Annotated in this window: 17 protein-coding genes and 3 tRNA genes; 8 read left to right on the forward strand and 12 right to left on the reverse strand. The window is 72.9% G+C overall.

The window, feature by feature from the left end:
- Nucleotides 1-40 precede the first annotated feature (40 nt).
- The 6 genes from rodA to HII36_RS31050 all read right to left on the reverse strand — a co-directional run bounded on the left by rodA (nt 41) and on the right by HII36_RS31050 (nt 6,197).
- A complete protein-coding gene (rodA, locus tag HII36_RS31025) occupies nt 41-1,177 on the reverse strand; it encodes a rod shape-determining protein RodA (RefSeq protein WP_173526835.1) in 1,137 nt (378 codons plus the stop codon).
- The gene (gene mrdA, locus HII36_RS31030) at nt 1,174-3,054 is read right to left on the reverse strand and encodes a penicillin-binding protein 2 (RefSeq protein WP_328807965.1); all 1,881 of its coding nucleotides are present in this window, start codon (nt 3,052-3,054) and stop codon (nt 1,174-1,176) included. The genes rodA and mrdA overlap by 4 nt, the downstream gene beginning before the upstream one ends.
- Nucleotides 3,047-3,556, reverse strand: a complete 510-nt coding sequence (locus HII36_RS31035) for a rod shape-determining protein MreD (protein WP_173526836.1) — start codon at nt 3,554-3,556, stop codon at nt 3,047-3,049. The genes mrdA and HII36_RS31035 overlap by 8 nt, the downstream gene beginning before the upstream one ends.
- A 6-nt stretch (nt 3,557-3,562) precedes the next feature.
- Complete coding sequence (gene mreC / locus HII36_RS31040) at nt 3,563-4,327, reverse strand: rod shape-determining protein MreC (RefSeq protein WP_173526837.1); 765 nt, start codon at nt 4,325-4,327, stop codon at nt 3,563-3,565.
- Nucleotides 4,324-5,553: a rod shape-determining protein gene (mreB, locus tag HII36_RS31045; RefSeq protein ID WP_173526838.1), complete on the reverse strand. Its 1,230-nt coding sequence runs from the start codon at nt 5,551-5,553 to the stop codon at nt 4,324-4,326. Before mreB ends, mreC begins: the two co-directional genes overlap by 4 nt.
- 113 nt (nt 5,554-5,666) lie before the next feature.
- Nucleotides 5,667-6,197, reverse strand: coding sequence for a nitroreductase family protein (locus HII36_RS31050; RefSeq protein ID WP_173526839.1), 531 nt, complete (start codon nt 6,195-6,197; stop codon nt 5,667-5,669).
- A gap of 146 nt (nt 6,198-6,343) precedes the next feature.
- Between HII36_RS31050 and HII36_RS31055 the strand changes: the two genes are divergently transcribed.
- The 4 genes from HII36_RS31055 to HII36_RS31070 all read left to right on the forward strand — a co-directional run bounded on the left by HII36_RS31055 (nt 6,344) and on the right by HII36_RS31070 (nt 9,570).
- Nucleotides 6,344-7,462: a sensor histidine kinase gene (locus tag HII36_RS31055; protein ID WP_217370189.1), complete on the forward strand. Its 1,119-nt coding sequence runs from the start codon at nt 6,344-6,346 to the stop codon at nt 7,460-7,462.
- Nucleotides 7,459-7,860, forward strand: a complete 402-nt coding sequence (locus tag HII36_RS31060; RefSeq protein WP_173526841.1) for a response regulator — start codon at nt 7,459-7,461, stop codon at nt 7,858-7,860. The genes HII36_RS31055 and HII36_RS31060 overlap by 4 nt, the downstream gene beginning before the upstream one ends.
- A gap of 61 nt (nt 7,861-7,921) precedes the next feature.
- Nucleotides 7,922-8,578, forward strand: coding sequence for a hypothetical protein (locus HII36_RS31065; protein ID WP_328807966.1), 657 nt, complete (start codon nt 7,922-7,924; stop codon nt 8,576-8,578).
- On the forward strand, nt 8,575-9,570 hold the full coding sequence (locus HII36_RS31070; protein ID WP_173526842.1) for a nucleotidyl transferase AbiEii/AbiGii toxin family protein: 996 nt from the start codon (nt 8,575-8,577) through the stop codon (nt 9,568-9,570). The genes HII36_RS31065 and HII36_RS31070 overlap by 4 nt, the downstream gene beginning before the upstream one ends.
- Nucleotides 9,571-9,618: 48 nt before the next feature.
- On the opposite strand, the gene HII36_RS31075 is transcribed toward HII36_RS31070, so the two are convergent.
- The 4 genes from HII36_RS31075 to HII36_RS31090 form a co-directional block, all read right to left on the reverse strand.
- Nucleotides 9,619-9,693: transfer RNA gene (locus HII36_RS31075), tRNA-Val, on the reverse strand.
- Between the two features lie 5 nt (nt 9,694-9,698).
- Nucleotides 9,699-9,769: transfer RNA gene (locus tag HII36_RS31080), tRNA-Cys, on the reverse strand.
- A gap of 15 nt (nt 9,770-9,784) precedes the next feature.
- Nucleotides 9,785-9,856 (reverse strand) — tRNA-Gly (locus HII36_RS31085).
- Nucleotides 9,857-9,957: 101 nt separating this feature from the next.
- Complete coding sequence (locus HII36_RS31090) at nt 9,958-11,157, reverse strand: hypothetical protein (RefSeq protein ID WP_173526843.1); 1,200 nt, start codon at nt 11,155-11,157, stop codon at nt 9,958-9,960.
- Between the two features lie 101 nt (nt 11,158-11,258).
- Here HII36_RS31090 and HII36_RS31095 point away from each other — a divergent pair, with 101 nt between their 5' ends.
- From HII36_RS31095 to hutH, 3 genes are all read left to right on the forward strand, one after another.
- Nucleotides 11,259-11,819: a hemerythrin domain-containing protein gene (locus tag HII36_RS31095; RefSeq protein WP_173526844.1), complete on the forward strand. Its 561-nt coding sequence runs from the start codon at nt 11,259-11,261 to the stop codon at nt 11,817-11,819.
- Between the two features lie 62 nt (nt 11,820-11,881).
- On the forward strand, nt 11,882-12,607 hold the full coding sequence (locus HII36_RS31100) for an ArsR/SmtB family transcription factor (RefSeq protein ID WP_173526845.1): 726 nt from the start codon (nt 11,882-11,884) through the stop codon (nt 12,605-12,607).
- A 16-nt stretch (nt 12,608-12,623) separates the two neighbouring features.
- Nucleotides 12,624-14,174, forward strand: a complete 1,551-nt coding sequence (gene hutH, locus HII36_RS31105) for a histidine ammonia-lyase (protein WP_173526846.1) — start codon at nt 12,624-12,626, stop codon at nt 14,172-14,174.
- Between the two features lie 32 nt (nt 14,175-14,206).
- Here hutH and HII36_RS31110 read toward each other — a convergent pair whose 3' ends face one another.
- Both HII36_RS31110 and HII36_RS31115 read right to left on the reverse strand, forming a co-directional pair.
- Nucleotides 14,207-14,665 carry a hypothetical protein gene (locus HII36_RS31110; RefSeq protein ID WP_173526847.1) on the reverse strand — a complete coding sequence of 153 codons (459 nt, stop codon included), beginning with the start codon at nt 14,663-14,665 and terminating at the stop codon, nt 14,207-14,209.
- 42 nt (nt 14,666-14,707) lie between these two features.
- Nucleotides 14,708-15,943 carry a Rid family hydrolase gene (locus tag HII36_RS31115; protein WP_328807967.1) on the reverse strand — a complete coding sequence of 412 codons (1,236 nt, stop codon included), beginning with the start codon at nt 15,941-15,943 and terminating at the stop codon, nt 14,708-14,710.
- Nucleotides 15,944-16,001: 58 nt separating this feature from the next.
- On the opposite strand from HII36_RS31115, the gene HII36_RS31120 reads away from it, so the two are divergent.
- On the forward strand, nt 16,002-16,499 hold a 498-nt coding region (locus HII36_RS31120; RefSeq protein WP_217370190.1), incomplete at its 3' end, for a LysR family transcriptional regulator.

Genomic DNA, 16,499 nt, shown 5'->3' on the forward strand with positions numbered 1-16,499 from the left:
CGAAGACGACGCCCGCCGGACAACTCATTTCCCGGCCCGGCTACACCTCGAACCTGGTGGTCCGGTGCACGGCCTGCAGCAGCCCGACCGCGATCAGCCCGGCCACCGTCGCCGACCCGCCGTACGACACGAACGGCAGCGGCACCCCCACGATGGGCAGCAGGCCCACGGTCATGCCGACGTTCACGAACGTCTGGAACCCGATCCACGACACCACGGCCCCGGCCAGCACCGTCCCGTACGGCGTGCTGGCGTGCCTGGCGATCGACAGCCCGCGCCACAGCAGCACGCAGATCGCCAGCACGATGGCGGCCGCCCCGGCGAAGCCCAGTTCCTCGCCCGCGACGGTGAAGATGAAGTCCGTGTGCTGCTCCGGCACGAAATGCCCGGCGGTCTGCTCGCCGTTGAACAGGCCCTTGCCGTACAGGCCGCCGGAGCCGATCGCGATGCGGGCCTGCGCCGCGTTGTAGCCGACGCCGCCGGGGTCGGCGCCGGGGTTGGCCAGCACCAGCAGCCGCTCGATCTGGTACGGCTTGACCAGCCCGAACTTCCACGCCGCAGCCCCCGCCCCGACCGCGCCCACGGCGAGCACCAGCAGCCACCGCTTGGGCGCGCCCGACACCAGCAGCGCCCCGGCCACCATGGCCGCGAACACCAGCATCGTCCCGAGGTCGGGTTGCAGCCCGATGAGCCCGATCGGCACCGCGGCCAGCAGCAGCGCCAGCACCACCCCGCCGAACCCGGGCCGGTCCTGGCCGTCGCGCAGCTCGCCGAGCGGCACCGCGAACGCCAGCGCCAGCGCCAGCTTGGCGAACTCCGACGGCTGGAACTGCACGCCGGGCGCCAGCACGATCCACGAGTGCGCGCCGTTCACCCGCACCCCCAGCGGGCTGAGCGCCGCCGCCAGCGAGAGCACCGCCAGCACGTACGCCACCGGCACGTACGCCCGCACCACCCGCAGGTCCACCCGGGAGACCAGCCACATGATCACCAGCCCGAGCCCGATGGCCACGGCCTGCCTGATCAGCAGCGAGTAGTCGCCGCCCATGCGGGTGGCCGACCACACCAGCAGCAGCCCCACCACCGACAGCCCGAACGCGAACAGCGTCAGCAGCCGGTCGGGCGGCGCCAGCGTCGGCGCCCAGACGAGCGGCCGCCTGCCTGTCATCGTGCTCATCGCCGCTCCCGCAGGCCGAGTATGCCCTCCCAGACCACGCGCGCCGCCGGCGCGGCCACCTCGCCGCCCCGGCCGCCCTCGGACAGCACCACCACGACCGTGTACGCCGGGTCGGGCGCGAACGAGGCGAACCACGAGGTGTCACGGTGCCCGAACGACTCCGCGGTCCCGGTCTTGCCGGCCACCGCGATCTTGTCGAACGGGAACTTCTCGAACGCCTCCTCCGCCGTGCCCGACCTGGGCACCCCGGCCAGCGCCGCGCGCATGAACCGCAGGGTCTCTGCCGAGGCGGGCAGCTTCCCGGCGACCGGCGGGGTGATCGTCTTGAGCGTCCTGCCGTCCGGGCTGACCACCTTGTGCCCGATGCGCGGGTGGAACAGGGTGCCGCCGTTCGCGATCGCCGCGTACGCCCGGGCCAGCTGCAGCGGCGTGACCAGCACGCCGCCCTGGCCGATGGCGAAGTTCGCCGCGTCGCCGCCGCGCCAGACGCCGCCGCCGCGGCAGTTCTCCCTGGCGATCGCGGTCAGGTACGCGGCCCGGCCCTGGTCCTTCATCTCCGGGTAGCCGGTCGTGGCCCGGCGGCAGCTCTCCTTCCGCGTCGCCTGCCAGACGGCCTTCTTCTGGGCCGCGTCGGGCACCGCGCCGGCCGCCTCGCCCGGCAGGTCGACGCCGGTCGGCTCGCCGAAGCCGAAGCCGCGGGCGGTCTTCTGCATGATGTCCGACCTGCGCTGCCAGAGCTCGTCGGCCAGCCGGTAGTAGATCGTGTCGCACGACTTGACCAGCGCGCCGTGCATGGTCAGCCGGCCCAGGTCGGCCGAGGCGAAGTTCCTGAACAGCCGGTTGCCGACGACGTACCCGGACGGGCAGTCGTAGGTGGCGCCCAGGCCGTAGCCGGCCGCCGCGGCGGCCGCCGTCGAGGCGACCTTCCAGGTGGAGCCCGGCGCCCACTCACCCTGCACGGGCTGCGAGAGCAGCGGCAGCGCCTTGTACTCCTTGGACGAGACGCCGTCCGTCCAGACCGCAGGGTCGTAGGAGGGATGGCCGGCCAGCGCCACCACCCGCCCGGTGTCGGACCGCATCACCACCACCGCCCCCGAGGTGCCCCCGCTGGCCGCCAGCGCGCCGGACAGCGCCTGCTCGGCGATGCCCTGGATCCGCGCGTCGATGCTGGTCACGAGGTTGTCGCCGGTGACGGGCTCGTCCTGGCGGATGAGCCGGGTGACCTGACCCGTGTTGTCCACGGCCACTTGGCGCTTGCCCGGCTCGCCCGCCAGGTCGCCGTCGTAGCGGGCTTCGAGCCCGTCGCGGCCCTTGGCGCCCTGCACGTACCCGAGCGTGTGCGCGGCGGAGGTGCCCAGCGGGTAGACGCGTACCGGCAGCAGTTCGGTGCGCACGCCGGGGAAGTCCTGCTGCCGCTCGCTGATCTGCAGCGCCGTCGGCACCGGCACGTCCTGCGCCACCGGGATCGGCTCGTACGGCGAGCCCTGCCAGCACGGCTGCGGCACCCGCGGCCCGCACAGCCGCACCTTCTCCGCGATCTGCTGGTACGGCTGCCGCAACACCTTGCTGAGCCTGACCAGCACCGCCTTGCCGCCGTCCGGCTGGTGTTGCAGGGCGATGGCGTCCACCGAGACCACCGGCCTGGTCTTGTTGGTCACCAGCGGCCGTCCCGCGGCGTCGAGGATCTGGCCGCGCGTGGGCGGCAGCGACACCGTCCTGATGCGGACGTCGGCCGCCGCCCGCACGTACTGCGCGCCGCTGACCACCTGCAGGAACCACAGCCGCCCGCACAGCGTGAGCAGCAGCGCCACGACCAGCAGCCGCAGCACGAACAGCCGGCCACGCGACATCGCGCCCCCGGCGCCCGGCCTAGACACGGCGCACCTGCCGCAGCGCGACCGGGCGCGACTCGCCCTGCTCGCGGCCCTTGCGCTCCTGCCTGCGCCGCCGCAGCCCGATCACCACGGCCGTCAGCAGCGAGCCCGCGGCCACCGTCCAGCCGACCGACCTGGGCAGCTCGGGCACGACGGTCAGCCAGCTCTCGTCGCCGAGCGCGACCGTGGCGGCCGCCTGCCCCAGCGTGGCCAGCGCCGTGCTCAGCGGCGCCACCAGTACCAGCCGGCCCTCCTGCCAGCGGCCCGCCATGAACCCGGTGAACGCCAGCACCAGCGCGGTACGCCCGATCGTGTGGTCGGCCGGCGGCGTGACGTCGGCGGCCAGCCCGGCCAGCAGCCCCGCCACGGACCCCCACATCGGCCCCCTGGCCAGCGCCATCCACACCACGGCCAGCGCCACCAGGTCGGGGCCGCCCCACGGCAGCCGGTTGATCAGCATGACCTGGACCAGCGGCGCCGCGACCAGGACCAGGATCAGTCCCATGTCAGCTCACCCCTTGGAGGCCGGCACGATCACGGACACCAGGTCGAGCGCCGACAGCCGGGCGGCCGGCCGCACCAGCGCGATGCGGGTGGCCGCGCCAGGCGCGCGCACCACCGACTCGACCGTGCCGATCGGCACCCCGGGCACGTAGGGCCGCTGCCCGGCCGAGCCCAGCGTGACCACCTGGTCGCCCGCCTTCAGCTCGGCGTTCGGGTCGAACAGGCTGAGCCGCAGCTTGCCCTCGCCGGGCAGCCCGGTCACCAGCCCCAGCTCGCCCGAGCCGACCATGCGGGCGCCGACGGAGGACGACGCGTCGGTGATCAGCGACACCGACGAGGTCGCCGGTCCGGCCCAGCTCACCTTGCCCACCAGGCCGTCGGCGTTCAGCACGGTCACGTCGCGCACCAGCCCGTCGGCGGCGCCGGCGTCGAGCGTGACGCTCTGCCTGCCGTAGCCGACCACGTGCGCGGCCACGCCCTTGCGCGCGGGCACCGAGACGTTCAGCCGGCCGAGCTGCACGCTCGACTCGGCCTTGAAGCCCGACGCCTGCAGGTCGGCCCTGAGCCTGGCGTTCTCCTGCTCCAGCGCCGCGATGCGGTCCTGGCCGCCGAACGACCTGGTGACCAGGCCGACGACGTTCTGCGCGGTCCCGTACACGGCGGACCCGGCCGCGCGCAGCGGCGCCAGCGGCACCACGGTGCGGTCGAGCACGACGAGGACGGCCGCGGCGGCCAGGACGATCACGACCGCGACCCGTAACGGCCTGCTCACCTGCGTGACCAATCAGGCAGCAGGACGTCCCGCATCGCCTGGAAACGTTCCACGCACCGGCCGGCGCCGAGCGCGACCGAGTACAGCGGCTTGTCGACCACCCGGATCGGCATGCCCGTGGCGTCGCCCATCCGGTCGGCCAGGCCCCGTAACAGCGCCCCGCCGCCGGTCAGCACGATGCCGTTGTCGAGCAGGTCACCGGCCAGCTCGGCCGGGCACTGGTCGAGCGTGGTCTGCACCGCGTCGATGATCGACTGGACCTCGTCCTCGATGGCCTCGCTGATCTGGTCGGAGGTGATGGTGGCCGTCTTGGGCAGGCCGGTGACCAGGTCCCGGCCGCGCACCGGCGCGCACGCCTTCGGGTCGAGCGGGCGCGGCGCGCCGTTCTCCGGCACGCTCTCCTGCTTCTGCCTGGACCTGAACGGGTTCCAGCTGCGCGGCGCGGGGACGGGCGGCGGCTCCGGCTCGCCGTCCGGCTCGTCGTGGCCGGGGCCGATGATCTCGACGCCGACCCGGTGGCGTCCCTTCGGCTCGGCGTCGGAGTCGCGCGCGGTCACCGGCGCGGGCTTGACCATGCCGAGGTCGATCTTCAGCCGCTCGGCGGTGCGTTCGCCGAGCAGCAGCGCGTGTTCCTTCTTGATGTACGTGACGATGGCCTCGTCCAGCTCGTCGCCGCCGACCCGCAGCGACTTGGCCACCACGACGCCGCTCATCGAGACGATGGCCACCTCCGTGGTGCCGCCGCCGATGTCGACCACCATGTTGCCGGTGGCCTCGCCGACCTTCAGCCCGGCGCCGATCGCCGCGGCCATCGGCTCCTCGATGATGTGCACCCGCCGCGCGCCCGCCTCGTAGGCGGCCTCCTTGACGGCCCGCTGCTCGATGGAGGTGGTCCCGCTCGGCACCGCCACCACGATGCGGGGCTTGGCGAGGAACCTGCTGGGGTGCGCCTTCTGGATGAACATGCGTAACATGCGCTCGGCCGCGTCGAGGTCCGCGATCACGCCGTCCTTGAGCGGGCGGATCGTGGCGATGTGCGGCGGCGTCCTGCCCACCATGCGCTTGGCCGCCTTGCCCACGGCGACCACGGTGTTCTTGTGAAGGTTGATCGCGATGACGGAGGGCTCGTTCAGCACGATGCCCTTCCTGCGAACATAGACGAGTGTGTTGGCTGTTCCGAGATCGACCGCTATGTCATGACCGAGAAGAGCCCATGCGAATCCCATTGCCGCACAGCCTTTCGCCCGGGAAGGACAGGAGGATGCTGCCCGCCTTCGCGCTGCCCGGAGCGATCTGTCCGCAAACGTCTTAACTCTGTAGCCGCCCGTGTCCGCGCAGGTCAGCGGGCCGGGCGCGGCGGGTGCTCGATCACCAGGACGTCCAGGGGATGGCGGCCGCGCGCGATGGCGGACGCGCCGGGGGGAGCGGGGGCGGGATGGCCGAGCGAGATCGCGGTCCTGACGCGCCAGGGGGCGGGCAGCCCGGCCAGTTCGGTGGCCGTGCCGGCGTTCGCGGCCGGGAAGAACGACGCCGGGCAGGTGCCGAGTCCCAGGGCGTGCGCGGCGAGCATGAGGTTCTGCGCGGCCCGGCCCGCGTCGAACTCGGCGTCCTGCGTGGACAGCGTGGCGTCCACCGCGAGGAGGATGGCCAGCGGCGCCCCGGCCAGGTGTCCCGCGTAGGCGCCGAGCCGGCTCAGGCGGCCCAGCAGCGCGGGGTCGCGGACCACCACGAAACGCCACGGCTGGCGGTTGCGGGCCGAGCCGGTCCACCTGGCGGCCTCCAGCACCGCCCGCAGCTGCCCGGCGGCGACGGGATCGGCGGTGAAGTGGCGGGTCGCGCGCAGGCTCGCGATCAGCTCCAGAGGCGTCATGCCCGCTCACTGTAGCCGCCTGGCGGCCGCCGCCCGCGCCAGGCTCGACGACGCGGCGGCACCCGCTCCAGAGGGGGCGCGCGGTTGACCAGAGATCACCCTACGGGTGGATTTCCGGGGTAAATCGCGTCCTCTAACCTTCGCCCATGTTCCGCCGTACTCCCCCCACTCCGATCGACTGGTTGATCGCGGTGATCACGACTGTGTTCGCTCTCGCCGAGGAGATCGGGGGCCGCACGCTGGCGCCGCCGCGCGCCGAGCCCGCCTGGTGGCTGGCCGCCGTGGTGGCCACCGGCGTGCTGGTGCTGGTCCGGCGCCGCCTGCCGGTCACCCTGCTGACCTGCTACACCGTGGCCAGCGTGGCCACCTACCTGATCGCGCCGGACGCCGCCGCGGCCTGGCAGTGGTACGTGGAACTGCTGTTGCTGTTCACCGTGCTGGCCGAACGGCCGTGGCGTGACCGGGGAGTGCTCGGCGCGGTCGTGCTCACGCTGATCTACATCGTGGCCATGGCGGGGGCGGGCAGCCGGAGCGCGGGCCCGGGCGACTACGCCGTCGCGCTGGTCATGACCGCCATCGCGGGCGGCTCGGGGCTGGCCGTGCGCAGGAACACCGAGCTCGCCGCGCAGGCGAGCGAACGCGGCGAGCTGCTGGCCAGGCAGGCGGTCGTGGAGGAACGCACCAGGATCGCCCGCGAGCTGCACGACATCGTCGCGCACAGCGTCAGCGTCATGACCATGCAGGCCGGCGCGGTACGCCTGATGCTGCGCCCCGAGCAGACCACCGAACGCGAGACGCTGACCGTGGTGGCCGACGCCGGCCGCGAGGCGGTGGAGGAGCTGCGGCGGATGCTCGGCCTGCTCCGGGTGCCCGGCGAACGCGAGCATTCCCCGCAGCCCGGCCTGGCCAGGCTGGACGACCTGCTGGAGCAGATGCGCTGCGCCGGTCTCGAGGTCGACCTGGAGGTGGTCGGCGCGCCCGTGCCGCTGCCGCCCGGGCTGGAGCTGTCGGCCTACCGCATCGTGCAGGAGTCGCTGACGAACACGCTCAAGCACGCCGGCCCGACCCGGGCCGGGGTCACGATGACGTACACGCCGCGCGAGCTGCGCCTGGAGATCGTGGACGAGGGCGGGACCGGCGGCGAGCACGGCCCGCCCGGGCACGGGCTGATCGGCATGCGCGAACGGGTCGCCCTGTTCCACGGCACGCTCTCCGCCGGGCCGCGCCCCGGCGGCTGGGGCGTGCGCGTGGCGGTCCCCCTGTGAGCGCGCGGGCCCGGGCCGGGCGGCCCATCTCGGTGGTGGTGGCCGACGACCGGGCGGCCTTCCGCCGCGGGCTCGCCCTCATCCTCGCCACCCAGCCCGACCTCCGGCTCGTCGGCGAGGCCGAGGACGGGTACGGCGCGGTGGAGCTGGCCAGGAGCCTGCGTCCCGACGTGGTGCTGATGGACATGGACATGCCGGGTATGTCGGGCACGGAGGCCGCCCGGGCGCTGCTCGGCGGCGAGCACCGGCCCAGGATCGTCCTGATGACCACCTACGACAGTCCCGGGCGCCGCGAGGAGGCCGCGGCCGTCGGCGCGTCCGGCCTTCTGCTCAAGGTCTCACCGCCGGAACACCTGCTCGCGCTGCTCCGGGCGGCCGGGCCACCCGTCACCGGCTAAACCTTTTGACCGGCTCTGTCCGCTACGCGATTCTGCTGCTCCCATCGAGCAGGAGGATCAGGTGGCCGAGTTCGCCGGTGTCTTCGACATCCACCTCACCGTCCGTCTCACCACTGCCTGTCTCAGCGGGACGGCCGGTGAGTCGGCGGCGGAGCGGCTGCGTGGCTGGGCGGGCGCGAACGGCGCCAAGTTCACCCACATCGTGCTCGATCGCGGCGGCGAGCCGTCCCGGCCCATGCTGACCCTGGCCGGCCGCGGCACGCTCACCGAGCAGCGCGCCACCGCGGACGGCACGGCGCGGCGGCTGCGCGCGGCCGGATTCGAGGTGGCCCGCGTCAAGATCGAGGCCGCGCCGTGGAACGCCGACGTGCCCGGCACCGCCCGCGCCGCCGCCGCGCTGCCCGGCTGCTACTTCGAGCACCACGCCAAGGTCCTGGTCACCGGCGGCCCGCCCGCCCTGGCCAGGCTGGCCGAGCTGGCCGTGCCGCACGCCGCGCACGTCTCACGCAACGCCAGACGACACCGCGACGACGGCGCCCACGAGCGTTTCGTCACCCAGCGCTGCCGCGGCTTCGGGCTGCCCGAGGCCCGCGGCCGCTTCGACGCCCTGCTGGCCGGGCTGGCGGGCGGCGGCTTCGCCGTCCTGGAGTCCGAGCAGGAGTTCGTGGTGCACGACGACAACCCCGCCATCGACGACGGCTGGATCGAGGAGCGATGACATCAGCCAGAAAACGCGCCGCCCGCAGGGCCGCCGCGGCCGCCGCTGCCGCCGGGCCCGAGCCGATTCCCGAGCCGGGCGGGCCCGGCCTGCCCGCCACGTACCTGCCGCTCGCGCACGGGGCCGGGGCGCGGCAGCGGCCGATCTTCGACCCGGCGCTGAAGCACTTCCCGCGCGCGTTCCGCGCCGGTGAGCCGGCCTTCGCCGACGAGGAGACCGGCCGGCGCTGGCGCCGCGCCCGGCGGCTGGCCATCGACCACCTGGTCAAGGTGGTCGCGGACTCCCGGTGGCAGGCGCATCTCGTCCTGCGCGGCAGCCTGCTGCTGGAGGCGTGGGTGGGCGAGCGCGCCCGCGAGCCCGGCGACCTGGACTGGGTCGTGGTCCCGCACACCGTCGAGTCGGACGGCCGGCTGGCCGGCGAGACGTTCCGCGGGCTCATGTCCGCCGCCGTCACCACCCCGGCCGAGTCCGGCGAGGTGCGCATCTCGGCCGAGGGCATCGCGGTGGACGACATCTGGAGCTACGAGCGCGCCCCCGGCCGCCGCATCGTCTTCACCTGGCACGCCGACGGCCTGCCCCCGGGCACGGTCCAGCTCGACTTCGTCTTCAACGAGGCCCTGCCGGTCCCGCCGGAGCAGGCGCTGATCCCGCGCGCGGGCGGCGCCGAGCCGACGCTTGTCCAGGCGGCCTCGCCGGAGCTGTCGCTGGCCTGGAAGCTCCAGTGGCTGGTCGGCGACGTGCACCCGCAGGGCAAGGACCTGTACGACGCGGTGCTGCTGGCCGAGCGCGTCACGGTGCCGCGCGACCTGCTCGACCGGGTGCTGGAGGACGTCCTGGAGGGCTGGGGGGCCGAGATGACGTTCGCCCGGCTGCTGCGCCGCACGGAGGTCGACTGGGCGGAGTTCCGCGCCGAGTACCCGGCAGTCCGCGGCGACGCGCGCACCTGGATGGACCGCCTGATCAGCGCCCTGGGCCCCACGCTGGAGACGTGAAAAAGCCCCAGATCCGAAGATCTGGGGCTCGCCTCCCGCAGGGGAGTGTGGTGGACGATACTGGGATTGAACCAGTGACCTCTTCCGTGTCAGGGAAGCGCTCTCCCGCTGAGCTAATCGTCCTCACGAGGTGGAGACGGGATTTGAACCCGTGTAGACGGCTTTGCAGGCCGCTGCCTCGCCTCTCGGCCACTCCACCGAGCCGGAAGCTCCGAGCGGAAGACGGGATTCGAACCCGCGACCCTCACCTTGGCAAGGTGATGCTCTACCACTGAGCCACTTCCGCAGTCTGCCCCCGCTCTCGCCGGGCGACGAGAGAACTCTAGCGAATTTCGGCCCCAAGCCCCAAACCGAGCGCCCGGCGGCCGTCGCCGGGCCGCCCAGGCGTCAGCGGCCGAGCCGGATTCCGGCCGGGTGCGCGCCCTCGGTCTCCAGCCGGTACTCCTGCCCGGAGATGGCCCGGTTGTCGTCGATCACCCGCTCGGACGGCGGCTTCTCGCCGCCCATGATCCGCGCCTGCATCCGCTCGAAGCGCTCGTGCGCCTCACGCACGTACCCGGTGCCCAGCGTGGTCCAGTCGATCTGGGTGGCGATCAGCTCGCGCAGGTACGCCTTGTTCGGCTCGAACGTGACGGGCGGCGGCAGCGCCGGGGCCAGCACCTGGTCGGGCTCGCGCCCGTCGAACCGCTTGAACAGCTCGGCCGCCAGCCGCAGGTGCTCCAGCTCCATGTTGAGATGCAGCTCCCAGATGGCCTTCACCCGGCGGTCCGACTCGGTCTGCATGAACGAGTGGTAGAGGTAGCACTCGTTGTACTCGTGGTTGAGCAGCATCTCCCACCAGCTCGCGCCCGGGTCGACCAGCGACTCGTAGTGGGTGACGTGCTCCTCCTCGATCAGCCCGATCTCCTGGTAGAGGCGGCGGGCGATCGGCTCCATGTAGGTCGGGCCGACGTTCATGTAGAAGTTCATGGTCTGCTGCTCGGCGGCCATGACGGTCAGGGCGTGCAGCCGGGACAACGGCTCGGTGGAGTGCCTGTCGTACGGCTCGCGCACGTTGTCGACCGGGTCACGGTGATGCAGGTACGTCGGCCGGCCCGGCATGACCTCGGTGAGCTGGTCGACGATCTTCTCGGCCTTGCGGTGCTCGATCATCTCGTACAGGTTCGCGTACCGGTACAGGTGGTCGAAGTCCTCCAGCACGCCGAACTGGTAGGCCTGCTTCAGGTACGGGTCGGGCTCCATCCTGGCCACCCAGGCCGTCAGGTCCACGGCCACCTGCTCGTAGGCGATCGTCGTCTCCAGCACCGACGACACCCCGGGCAGCAGCCAGTTGACCACCTTCTGCTGCTGCGCCTCGATGTAACGCACCCGCGCGAGCTGCCGCCTGATCTCCAGATCGGGGCAGTGGCGGGCGAGCTGGTGACTGAACTGGATGGCCTCGACCTCGATCCCGTTCATCGTGATGATCCGGCAGCGGGTGTACGGGTCGGCGTGGTCGGGGTCGATGGGCGTGACGTCGAGCTCGCGCCAGTTCCGCAGCTGCTCGTCCAGCGGGATACCCCGCTCCTGGAGCGGATCGAAGGCCATGCCGCAGCGTCTACCCGGGGCCGGGCCAGGGTTCGCCCGCCGAAAGGTCTGGGTTTGGCAAGGAAGCGCGTGCTCCAGCAGGCATCGGGTAGTTCTGTGACGTGGGTGAGCACAGCGACGTCATCGATCTCCTGGTGGCGCAGCACGGGCGGATCAGGGATCTCTTCGACGAGGTCGAGCAGGCGCACGACGGCGACCGGGCCGAACGCCTGCGTCGGCTGGTCGGGCTCTTGGCCGTGCACGAGACCGCCGAGGAGGAGATCGTCCACCCGTACGCGCGCAGGAGGCTCGACGGCGGCGACGCCGTCGTGGCCGACCGGCTGCGCGAGGAGAACCAGGCCAAGCGGCTGCTGGCCGACCTCGACCGGGGCGGCGTCGACCACCCGGACTTCGCCTCGAACCTGGCCAGGCTGCGGGCGGCGGTGACCGCGCACGCGCGCGGTGAGGAGCGCTACGAGTTCGCCCGGCTGCGCGCGAGCACGTCGGCGGCCGAGCGGCGGGCGATGGCGGTCGCGGTGCGTGCGGCCGAGGCGCTGGCGCCCACGCATCCGCATCCTGGCACCGAGTCCGCGGCCGGGAACCTGCTGATGGGCACGCCGCTGGCGCTGATGGACCGGGCCCGCGACGCGATACGCGACGCGCTGGGCAAGAGCCATGCCTGACCGCCGCCACCCCCCGGCACACTTCGGCGCGGGTGGAAATATCGGTGCACTACCGTCGAAGCATGCCGGCGGACTACACAGCGGACTTCACAGCACGCGACGCGGACATCGCCCCCGTGGCTGCGCTCATCGCGGACCCGACCCGGGCCGCCATCCTGACGGCGCTGCTCGGCGGCCGTGCCCTGGCGGCGGGGGAGCTGGCCAGGCTGTCCGGGGTCAGCGCGGCCACGGCGAGCGCGCACCTGGCCAGGCTCCTGGACGGGCGGCTTGTCGACGTCGTACGACAGGGCCGCCACCGTTATTACCGGCTGGCCGGGCACGAGGTGGCCGAGGTCCTGGAGGTGCTGGCCAGGGTGAGCGCGCGGCCCGCCGTGCGGTCGCTGCGCCAGTCCCGCCAGGCCAGGCTGCTGGAGGAGGCGCGCACCTGCTACGACCATCTCGCGGGAAAGGCCGGCGTCGGGTTTCTCGACCGGCTGAAGGACGGTGGTTATTACCAGGGTCAGGAGCCGACCGCCGCGGGGGAGCGGCTCCTGACGAAACTGGGCGTGGACGTCGAGGGGGCCAGGAGCGCACGGCGCAGATTCGCGCCCGAGTGCCTGGACTGGACCGAGCGCCGGGCCCACCTCGGCGGCGCGCTCGGCGCGGCAGTGACCGACGTGCTGTTCGAACGCGGCTGGTATCGGCGGGGCGACATCCCCCGCGCGGTGATCCTCACCGACGAGGGCAGGGAGGGCCTGTCTGCGTTGTTCTCCGGTAAGGAGCTAACATCGCATTCGCCGGTTACCTAACGCGAGAGAGATCATCATGCGCGACAACGGAGTCGTGAACGTCGGTCCGGAGCCGCTGAGCTTCGACGACGTCATCCAGGTGGCCCGCCACGGGGCCGCCGTCCAGCTCACCGACGATGCCATCGCCGCCATCGCGGCCGCCCGCCAGCGGGTGGACGAGCTGGCCGAGAGCCCGGTGCCCGCGTACGGGATCTCCACCGGGTTCGGCGCGCTGGCCACCCGCCACATCGACCCCGCGCTGCGCACCCAGCTCCAGCGCTCGCTGGTGCGCTCGCACGCGGCCGGATCCGGGCCCGAGGTGGAGACCGAGGTGGTGCGCGCGCTCATGCTGCTGCGCCTGCACACCCTGGCCACCGGGCACACCGGCGTCCGGCCGACCACGGCCAAGACGCTGGCCGCGCTGATCAGCGCCGGGATCACGCCGGTGGTGCACGAGTTCGGCAGCCTCGGCTGCTCGGGCGACCTGGCGCCGCTGGCGCACGTCGCGCTGACGCTGATGGGCGAGGGCGTGGTGCGCGACGCCGCGGGCGCGCTCCAGCCCGCCGCCGAGGCGCTCAAGCAGGCCCACATCGAGCCGGTCGAGCTGGCCGCCAAGGAGGGGCTGGCGCTGATCAACGGCACGGACGGCATGCTCGGCATGCTCATCCTGGCCATCGCCGACCTCACCAAGCTGGTCAAGACCGCCGACGTGAGCGCCGCGATGAGCGTGGAGGCGCTGCTCGGCACCGACCGGGTGTTCATGCCCGAGCTCCAGGCGCTGCGCCCGCACCCCGGCCAGGCGCTGGCCGCCGCCAACATGACCAAGATCCTGGCCAACTCCGACATCATGGCCAGCCACCGCGACCCGGCGGCGTGCACCCGCGTCCAGGACGCGTACTCGCTGCGCTGCGCCCCCCAGGTGGCCGGCGCCGCCCGCGACACGATCGCGCACGCCGCCACCGTCGCCCGCTGGGAACTGGCCAGCGCGGTCGACAACCCCGCCGTGCTGGACGACGGCCGCGTCGAGTCGAACGGCAACTTCCACGGCGCCCCCGTCGGGTACGTCCTGGACTTCCTCGCCATCGTGGCCGCCGACCTGGCCTCGATGTCAGAACGCCGCACCGACCGCTTCCTGGACGTGGCACGCAACCACGGCCTGCCCGCCTTCCTGGCCGACGACCCCGGCGTCGACTCCGGTCACATGATCGCCCAGTACACCCAGGCGGCCATCGTCTCTGAGCTCAAGCGCCTGGCCGTGCCCGCGAGCGTCGACTCCATCCCCAGCTCGGCCATGCAGGAGGACCACGTCTCGATGGGCTGGTCGGCGGCCCGCAAACTGCGCAAGTCGGTCGACGGGCTCACCCGCGTGCTGGCCATCGAGGTGCTCACCGCCGCCCGCGCGCTCGACCTGCGCGCCCCGCTGACGCCCGCCCCCGCGACGGCGTCGGTGGTCAAGGCGCTGCGCGAGACGGTGCCCGCGCCCGGTCCCGACCGGTTCCTGGCGCCGGAGATCGAGTCCGCGGTGCGGCTGGTCGCGGACGGGAGCGTGGTGACGGCGGTGGAGTCGATCACCGGCCCGCTGGCCTGATTTTTCGGGCTATCTCGGGCTGATTCGGGTGGTCAGCACCAGCCGTTCATGCCCTCGTTCAGATCGATGACGTAGGAGTCCGACCCGGTCGTCAGCCACATCTCGACCCTCATGCCGTCGACGGTGCCGCAGTAACGCAGCTCGTCCGGGTCGGCGTCCTCCTTGCGGGCGGGCGGGGCCCAGCCGTGCTCGGCGGCGACCTTCCGGTAGAAGCCGAGCACGTCCTCCGGGCTGCCGGAGAAGCGGTATTCCTGTGCGACGGACACGATCTCGTCGTCTTCCTCGCAGTAGCTGCTCCAGGTCCCCTCCGTCCGGGCGCCGGGCGGGACCTGGTCGAAGACGGCGTGCTCGGCGAATGTTTCGGCCGTGCGGTCCTCCGACCAGCCGCACCCGTACGTCAGGAGCACGATGACGACGGGCGCGAAGAAGAGTCCCGCGGTCACGACGCACGCGGCCAGGAAAAGGGCGACAACGGTGGCCGGCGTCTTCATTCGCCCTCCGCGGTGGTCCGACCCCGACGGGGGACAATTCGATCACATCGGACGGGGCAGTGCGACGATCAGGTCGATCTCCAGCAGCAGGCCCGGCATGAACAGCTTCGACACCTCCACCGTCGTGCTGGCCGGGGGAGTGCCCGTGATGTACTTCCTGCGCACCTTGCCGTAGCCGGCCCGCTGGTCCATGTCCGTCAGGTACGTCCTGATGAACGCGATGTCGGCGAACGCCGCCCCCTGGTCGGCCAGGATGCGGGCGATGCCCTCGAAGACGTGCTCGGCCTGGGACTCCATGGAACCGTCGCCCAGCACCGTGCCGTGCTCGTCCAGGGCGGCCTGGCCGGAGACGTAGAGCATGTCACCGACGCGGACGGCGTGCGAGTACATGCCGTTCGTGGCCGGGACGGTCGGCGGGTTCACGGGCACCGCGCGCGAGACCGCCACGCCACCCGCGTGGTCCCCGGCTGCCGGATGGTCCCCTGTCGCCAGGAGGTCTCCGGCTGCCAGGTGGTCCCGGGGGGCCAGGTGGTCGGCGATGGCCGTCAGGTCGCGGTCGCCCAGGCCGGCGGCCTGGGCCTGCTGGAGCCGCAGCCGGGCCGCCGTGGCCATCGTCGCGCCCTCCCAGGCGGCCAGGCCCAGGTCCTTGGCCGCCAGCCCCAGCGCGAACCTCGTCTCGGCCGGAGGCATGGCCAGCCGCTCAGCCAGCCCGCCCAATGGGGTGCCCGCCAGCACCTCGGCCAGCGCCGCCCGGTCCACGCCGTGCGCGGCGCCGTACGCGAACGCCTCGGCGAGCAGCACCTGGGCCGGCACCAGCGCGCTCATCACGGCGAGCTTCATGGCCGCGCCCGCGCCCAGCGGGCCCACCTCACGCACCGGGCCGAACACCGAGAGCACCTTCACACACCGCGTCACGTCGCCACCGGCCAGCACGGTCAGCGTCCCGTCGGCCGCCGGTCCCACGCTGCCCAGCACCGGCGCGTCCACCAGCTCCACCGACGGCGGCAGCAGCCCGCGCAGCTCACGCACCGCCTGCGGCCCGATCGTGGACATCTCCACCACCGTCGCCCCGTCACGCAGACCCGGCAGCGCGGACGTCAGCACCTCGCGCACCGCGGCCGGGTCGCTGAGCATCGTGATGACCAGCTCGGCCCCCTCCACGGCGGCCGCGGGCGAGACCCCCGTCCCGCGCCGCCACGTCGTCACCTGGTGCCCGGCCTCCACGAGTCGCCGGGCCATGGGGACGCCCATGCGTCCCTGTCCGAGAAATGCAATCACGTGCCTCAGTGAACAGGGATGCGAGCCATTCCACCACCGACTACATTGCATACCAGCCATGCTTGACAGGAATGCCTTTGACGTCGGGACACTCCGCCTCTTCGACGAGGTCGCCAGGAGCGGGTCCTTTACGGCCGCGGCCGAGCTGTTCGGCTACACCCAGTCGGCCGTCTCACGGCGCATCGCCGCACTCGAACGCGCCTGCGGCGGGCCGCTCTTCGAACGCCTGGCCAGAGGCGTGCGCCTGACGCCCGCAGGGGCGGCGCTGCACCGGCACGCGGTGGCCGTGCTCGACCGGCTCGAACGCGCGGGCGAGGAACTGGCCGCCATCCACGGCGGGCTGGGCGGCACGCTGCGGGTGGGCGCGTTCGCGACGGCCAACGTCGACCTGGTGCCCACGGCGCTCAAGCGGTTCGCCGCCCGGTACCCGGGGGTGGAGATGCGGGTGACGGAGGGGCTGACGGGGCGGCTCATGGAACGGCTGCACGCGGGGGCGCTGGACGTGGCGATCGTCAGCGACTACCCGGCGGGGCTGCCCGCGGACGCCGCCCGGCTC

It is taken from the genome of Nonomuraea antri (assembly GCF_013283785.1).
In the GTDB taxonomy this organism is placed as follows: domain Bacteria; phylum Actinomycetota; class Actinomycetes; order Streptosporangiales; family Streptosporangiaceae; genus Nonomuraea; species Nonomuraea antri.